6 protein-coding genes are annotated in these 7,261 nt (G+C 39.7%); 4 read left to right on the top strand and 2 right to left on the bottom strand.

Going from position 1 to position 7,261, the window contains the following annotated elements; translation table 11 throughout:
* Window positions 1-1,684 (top strand): amidophosphoribosyltransferase (locus VGE44_RS12385; RefSeq protein ID WP_331079491.1); only part of this gene is annotated, 1,684 nt, incomplete at its 5' end.
* Window positions 1,685-1,871: 187 nt separating this feature from the next.
* On the opposite strand, the gene VGE44_RS12380 is transcribed toward VGE44_RS12385, so the two are convergent.
* Entirely contained in the window at window positions 1,872-2,501 is a 630-nt protein-coding gene (locus tag VGE44_RS12380) for a LysE family translocator (protein WP_331079489.1), read from the bottom strand.
* Between the two features lie 144 nt (window positions 2,502-2,645).
* Here VGE44_RS12380 and VGE44_RS12375 point away from each other — a divergent pair, with 144 nt between their 5' ends.
* The 3 genes from VGE44_RS12375 (at window position 2,646) to VGE44_RS12365 (ending at window position 6,639) form a co-directional block, all read left to right on the top strand.
* The gene (locus VGE44_RS12375) at window positions 2,646-4,253 is read left to right on the top strand and encodes an MFS transporter (RefSeq protein ID WP_331079487.1); all 1,608 of its coding nucleotides are present in this window, start codon (window positions 2,646-2,648) and stop codon (window positions 4,251-4,253) included.
* Window positions 4,253-4,705, top strand: coding sequence for a dCMP deaminase family protein (locus VGE44_RS12370; RefSeq protein ID WP_331079485.1), 453 nt, complete (start codon window positions 4,253-4,255; stop codon window positions 4,703-4,705). The genes VGE44_RS12375 and VGE44_RS12370 overlap by 1 nt, the downstream gene beginning before the upstream one ends.
* Before the next feature lie 95 nt (window positions 4,706-4,800).
* Entirely contained in the window at window positions 4,801-6,639 is a 1,839-nt protein-coding gene (locus VGE44_RS12365; RefSeq protein ID WP_331079483.1) for a UbiD family decarboxylase, read from the top strand.
* Between the two features lie 15 nt (window positions 6,640-6,654).
* Here the strand turns inward: VGE44_RS12365 and VGE44_RS12360 are convergent, their stop codons facing one another.
* Complete coding sequence (locus VGE44_RS12360) at window positions 6,655-7,245, bottom strand: C40 family peptidase (RefSeq protein WP_331079481.1); 591 nt, start codon at window positions 7,243-7,245, stop codon at window positions 6,655-6,657.
* Between the last annotated feature and the right edge of the window lie 16 nt (window positions 7,246-7,261).

The raw sequence follows: 7,261 nt of genomic DNA, 5'->3' as shown, positions 1-7,261 counted from the left end.
CATGGGTGCAAATGCAGTAGCAGAGATATTTGAATATGTTCAAAAAAAATTCGCGGATGTTCACAATGAATCACCCGAATTATTACAGGATACTGACTGGCTGAAGGAAAATGTGAGTTTTACCGGTGAGGTATTGATGGGACATTTACGCTATGGCACCCATGGAAAAAATAGTATTGAAAGCTGCCATCCTTTTTTACGTCAGAATAACTGGATGACCAGAAACCTTGTTGTAAGCGGCAATTTCAATATGACCAACGTTGATGAATTGCTTGAGCAGTTATTTGAACTTGGGCAGCATCCTAAGGAAAGAACTGATACTGTTACTGTACTCGAAAAGATCGGACACTTTCTCGATACAGAAAATCAGGAGTTGTTTGATAAGTATAAAAACGAAGGTTTTTCTAACGAACAAATAAGTCACCAGATCGCTGAGCATATTGATGTAGCATCAATATTACGTCGCTCTGCAAAGACCTGGGATGGGGGTTATACTATTAGTGGTATTCTGGGACACGGAGACGCTTTTGTGATGCGCGATCCGGTTGGTATTAGACCAGCCTTTTATTATCATGATGATGAAATCGTAATCGTTACTTCTGAACGCCCCGCTATACAAACGGCATTTAATATTCCTCTAGAACAGGTAAAAGAGATTAAGCCCGGCCATGCCCTCATTATTAAAAAGAACGGAAAGGTAACTGAAGAGCAATTCCGTGAACCGGAAGTGCAGAAATCATGTTCCTTCGAGCGTATCTATTTTTCAAGAGGAAGTGATGCTGATATTTATCGTGAAAGAAAACAACTTGGACTGTTCCTTTGTCCGCAGATATTTAATGAGATAAACTATGATCTCAAGAATACAGTTTTTTCTTACATACCTAATACTGCTGAAGTTGCTTTTTATGGGATGGTTGAAGGGGTTCATAAATACCTTAGGGATTATCAAAAGGATATTCTTTTAAATCGGGCTGATAAAATTTCGGATACCGAACTGGAAGAAGTGCTGAACATGTCGGCCAGAATTGAGAAAATTGCAATAAAAGATGTGAAGCTTCGCACCTTTATAACCCAGGATGCCGACCGGCAGGATATGGTAGCACATGTTTATGACACTACCTATGGTCTGATCAACAAAGGGGCTGATAATTTGGTTGTATTAGATGATTCTATTGTCAGAGGAACCACATTAAAGCAAAGTATTCTTAAAATACTGGATAGACTAGGGCCAAAACGAATTATTGTTGTTTCTTCAGCACCTCAGATCAGGTATCCTGATTGTTATGGAATTGATATGTCTAGGATGGGTGAGTTCGTTGCATTTGAGGCTTCCATTTCACTGTTAAGGGAAACCGGCCGGGAAGATATTATTAACAGGGTTTATCAGAACTGTAAAGAATCTGAGAAACTTGGGAATATGCAGACTGAAAATTTTGTTCAGGAAATTTACAGCCAGTTTACTGATCAGGAAATTTCTGACAGGATTGCAAAGATCATCACTCCAAAGGAAATCAAAACAGAAATAAAGGTAATCTACCAAACACTCGACAATCTTCATAAAGCAATTCCAGGCCATCTTGGGGATTGGTACTTCTCTGGTAATTACCCTACACCCGGAGGGAATAAGGTTGTAAATAAGGCCTTTATGAACTGGATGGAAGGGAAGAATCAACGGGCGTACTAAAGAAGTTGAGAATTGAGAATTGAAAGTTGAGAATTGATAAAACTACTTCAGTAGAACTATTTCTTTCAATTGAAATTAAGATTCTTACGTTCACAACCTTCTTTAAAATGGAATTTTAGCTGAACCCGAATTTTGTCTCAATACTGACTACTCAATTCTAATTCAATTATCAATTGTCAACTATCAATTAAACTAAGGAGTGCCCCGTCAATAAGTTATAGATCAATCTTGCTGCAAAGATCAGTATCAGGACTCCTGCAATACGATTTAGTTGGGCAATATTCTTTTCCTTAATCCTGTACCTCAGTTTATTAGCATAATACGCCTTTAACACATCCAGGCTAAATTGAGTGATCAGAATTGACCCAAAGAATGGGACAATTTCAGAAGATTTAATTTCTCCCGAAATCGATATAACGCTGCTGGTTACGCTCAGCCAGTAAAGCAGGATAGCCGGGTTGAATATGCACATCAAAAATCCTTTGATAAAATAACCGGTATTTTTTCTCTTTGAGCTGGTCTGCTCATAATTCACCTTAACTTTCTTGAAAAGATAATAGAGCCCAATTACGAACAGGATAGTACTGCCGGCAATTCCTATTTGAAGTCGGTAGGTGTTTTCAAGTGCGATGAATGATGTGCCGTACAAACTGATGCCAACATAAAAAACATCGCTCAGAACCACACCACCAGCAAGTGAAACACCTGCAGCAAACCCTTTTTCAATACTGGTTTTTATCAGAGCAAAAAATACAGGTCCGGTTAGAAACGAAAGCACAAATCCCAATCCTATTCCTGAAACGATTGATTCTATCATTCCGAATGTATATTCCTAAAAGTTTTTTCGCAAATTAACCTAAAAACAAAGAAATATATAGTAAGAATGATAAAAACATTTAAAACTTAGAGATATGAGAAATTTAATTTATGTTAGATAATTATTTAACATTAGAAACCAGTTATGGATAACAATTCACAAAAAAATTATTCCTCGGCTTTATATACACTGATTACAGTGTTTTTCTTTTGGGGCTTTCTGGCTGCCAGTAATGGGATTTTTATTCCTTTTTGTAAGACACATTTTAGTTTGACGCAATTTGAGTCCCAATTAATTGACTTTACTTTCTATGGAGGTTATTTTATTGGATCCCTTATTTTATTTTATGCATCCAAGATCATTAAAGTTGATATTCTGAATTATCTGGGATATAAGAACAGTATTGCTATCGGGCTTGTTGTATCAGCCGGTGGAGCATTGTTGATGATTCCTGCTGTAGGTTCTGGTTCTTTTGCTTTCATTCTGGCCGCCTTTTTTGTGGTTGCAATTGGCTTTTCACTTCAGCAAACTGCAGCAAACCCTTTTGTGGTTGCTCTTGGTAGTCCGGTTACTGGTGCCAATCGTTTGAATCTGGCCGGAGGTGTTAATAATCTCGGTGGGATATTAGGTCCGATTGCTGTCAGTATTATTCTCTTCGGAACAGCTACAAGTGCTGCACCAAAGGAAGTTGAAATCGAGTCGATCAATATGCTGTACTACATTCTGGCAGGCTTGTTTTTAGCAGTTGCACTTTATTTCTGGATGGCAAAATTACCTAAGGTCACCAGCGATGAAAAGGTTGAATCAAGCGGAAAGACCAATATGCCGTTGTTCGTTATTTTTGTTGCCTTCTTATTGATTTTAGCAGCTGATCCAATCGCCGCTGCAACAGGTGTGGGAATGAATATATTTGTTTATCTCTCACTTTTCATAATGGTAGCTACTTTGCTTTTAGCACTCAGATCTGCCGGGAAAGATAAAACTGGCTGGGGAGCAATGGGTTATCCACAGCTTATTTTAGGGATGATCGCTATTTTTACCTATGTAGGGGTGGAAGTAACAATTCAGAGTAATATGGGAGCTTTACTGGAACTTCCTGAATTCGGTGGACTGACAGGATCTGAAATTGCGCCATTTATTTCACTCTATTGGGGAAGTATGATGATTGGTCGCTGGGCAGGTGCGGTAAGTATATTTAAACTGGAGAAGCGTACAAAGACCATACTCACCATTATTGTTCCTTTTGTTGCCTTTGCAATTATTCTTATTGCAAATCATTTAAACGGGGCTTCTATTGAGCAGTTCCTTATTTACGGGGTATGCATTGTGATTCTGATCGCCGGATTCTTTTACAGTCAGGATAAACCAGCAAAGACCCTGCTTACATTTAGTGTTTTGGGATCTATTGCAATGATCATCGGATTAATGACCGAAGGTCAGGTTGCTATTTATGCGTTTTTAAGTGGCGGACTTTGCTGCTCGATTATGTGGCCATGTATTTTTGCGCTTGCCATTACTGGTTTGGGTAAATATACTTCTCAGGGTTCAGCCTTCCTGATCATGATGATATTGGGTGGAGCAATCATTCCACCTGTACAGGGAATTCTGGCTGATACCAGTGGTATACATTTCTCATATATCGTTCCATTCCTTTGCTTTGTCTATCTGGTTTATTTTGCAATTAAAGTAAGCTCTGAATTGAAAAAGCAAGGTATTGATGTAAATGATCTGGAGGCAGAAGCATCACATTAATGAAAGTTAAACCAAGCTTCGACTTGATTTTTATGGATCTGGCAAGCGACCTGGCCCAACGCTCACATTGCGTGAAGGCCCAGGTTGGTGCTGTTTTAACCAAGGATACACGGATTATCTCAATAGGGTATAACGGACCACCTGCAGGTACTCATAATTGTGACGAAGAATGGCCTGAAACTGGTTGTCCGCGCGATTCAAAGAATAGTTGTTCCCTTGCACTTCATGCCGAAGAGAATGCAATTCTTTATGCTGTAAAGAACGGTTCCACACTCGAAGGTTCAACTCTTTATCTTACCCTTTCTCCATGTATTGCCTGCGCCAGGATCATATTTTCCTCCGGAATTAAAAAGGTTTGGTATAAAGCATCTTATGCTGAATATAAAGGCCTTCCAACAGATGAGGGAGTTGATTTTTTGAACCGGTTTGGTGTAGAGTGCCTCAAGTTCTGAGAAGATTGCAATTCTTTAACAATATCCCTGAGATCCCTTATACTTCTGAGGCTGCAATTTCTTAAATTGCAGCCTTATTCCAGTGAATTTTATCCATGGGTTATAAAAGTCTAGCAGAGTGCGTTTCAGATCTTGAAAAACATGGTCATCTGATCAGAATTAAGGAAGAGGTTGACCCTTTTCTTGAGGCTGCAGCAATTCATCTGCGGGTGTTCGAAAATGAAGGGCCGGCAATCCTGTTCGAAAATATCAAAGGAACTAAGTTCCCGGCTGTATCCAATTTGTTCGGTACGCTGGAGAGGTCAAAATTTATGTTCAGGGATACACTTGAAGCGATAAAAACGCTGGTTGATCTCAAATCTGATCCTTTAAAAGCAGTTAAAAACCCATTAAAATATGCCGGAGCTGGCCTGACCGCATTTTCGGCATTGCCATGGAATAAAGAAATGTTTTCTCCTGTTAAATTCGGTAAAACAACGATCTCGGCATTGCCGCAGATAGTTAACTGGCCGATGGATGGCGGACCGTTCGTAACTATGCCACAGGTTTATACAGAGGATATTGATAAGCCGGGGATTATGAATTCAAACCTTGGCATGTATCGGATTCAGCTAGGAGGAAACGAGTATATCCAGGATCAGGAAATCGGCTTGCATTATCAGTTGCACCGTGGTATTGGAGTACATCAAACTAAGGCAAATGCGAGTGGCAAGGCACTGAAGGTAAGTATATTCATTGGCGGGCCTCCAGCCCATCCTCTGGCTGCTGTGATGCCATTACCAGAAGGTTTGTCGGAGATGACCTTTGCCGGTGCCCTTGGAAACAGAAGATTCAGATATTTTTATGATGAGGAGGGATTCTGTATTTCCTCTGATGCAGATTTTGTGATTACAGGTACAGTAGAGCCAGGTCAGAATAAACCTGAAGGCCCTTTTGGGGATCATCTGGGTTATTACAGTCTGAAGCATCTTTTTCCTTTGATGAAGGTAAGAAATGTATATCATCGTAAAAATGCCATCTGGTCCTTTACTGTTGTTGGAAGGCCTCCCCAGGAAGATACAAGCTTTGGGGCACTGATTCATGAGATTACCGGATCTGCTATTCCAAAGGAAATTCCGGGCCTGCATGAAGTAAATGCAGTTGATGCAGCAGGAGTGCATCCATTACTATTTGCAATCGGCAGTGAGCGTTATACACCATATCTGAAAGAAAAGAAGCCTCAGGAGATCCTGACTATCGCAAATCATATATTGGGCAAAAGTCAGCTAAGCCTTGCAAAATACCTGTTCATTTGCAGTAAAGAGGATGATCCTTCGCTCAAAACCAGCAATATTCAGGGATTTTTTAAGCATATCCTGGAACGGATTGACCTCAGCCGTGACCTGCATTTTTACACCAGAACCACGATTGATACACTTGATTATAGCGGGACTGATATAAACTCCGGGTCGAAAGTTGCCATTGCGGCTGCTGGGGATAAAAAGCGCAATATTTGGACGGAATTGCCTCAGTCTTTTTCCCTTCCGCAACCTTTCACCAACTATAAGATGGTAATGCCCGGGGTACTGGCTATTGAATCACCTGGCTTTGAGAGCTATCAGCAGACCGAGCATGAAATTGAGATTTTGAATGCAGCGCTATCATCCAAAGATCTGGACGGCCTGCCTTTATTTATTTTATGTGATGATGCCGGATTCGTAGCACACACTATAAATAACTTTGTATGGGTTAGCTTTACAAGAAGTAATCCTTCACATGATATTTATGGAATTAATTCCTTCACTGAGCATAAACACTGGGGTTGTAAAGGACCGATGATTATCGATGCCAGGCTTAAAAAGCACCATGCTCCTGAACTTATTAAGGACAAAAAGGTGGAAGAAAGAGTAAACAAACTTGGAGAAAAGGGTGGTTCGCTTTATGGAATTATTTAGAACAATATTCTGAACTCAGATCTCATTGTCCTTGAAAATCCGGATTACTTTCACAAAACGGCCCTGATAATACCGGTTTAATGGTGTTTTGGTAACGCTATAGGCCTTTCCTGAGGTGGAATGAATAAATTCATGGCTCTCCCCTTTATCAGAAGTAATGATTCCCATATGGCCAACAACGCGTTTGGTGCTGTCTGTACCTGTGAATAAAATAATATCCCCCCGTTTTGCTTCTTTTAGATTTATTTCTTTTTCTATATGAGTAAATTCCCTGGATGATCTTGGTACTGATATCCCAAAATGATTAAAAACATAGCTTATAAAACCGGAACAGTCAAAACCTATATGTGGATCGGTTGAGCCATATTTGTATGGAATGCCCTGCAATGTTTCTGCAAAACCAACCAGCTCATCTGCTCTGGTTCTTTTAGTATGAATAACTTCTGAAGCCAGTGTGTCCGTATCAGATTCAATTATTTCTTCTGGTTTATTTACAGCTATATCACTGGTTGGTACTGCCTTAATTTTAGAAGACGGAACGTAGTGATTTCCTGATGGAATATCACAAGCGGATAACAATAAAAATAGTAAAACGTTTAAAATCATTAACTTCATGAATTAA

It is taken from the genome of Daejeonella sp. (assembly GCF_036405355.1).
Taxonomy (GTDB): Bacteria; Bacteroidota; Bacteroidia; order Sphingobacteriales; family Sphingobacteriaceae; genus Daejeonella.
The sequence above is the reverse complement of the archived record's forward strand: the minus strand, read 5'-3'. Positions and strand labels throughout refer to the sequence as shown.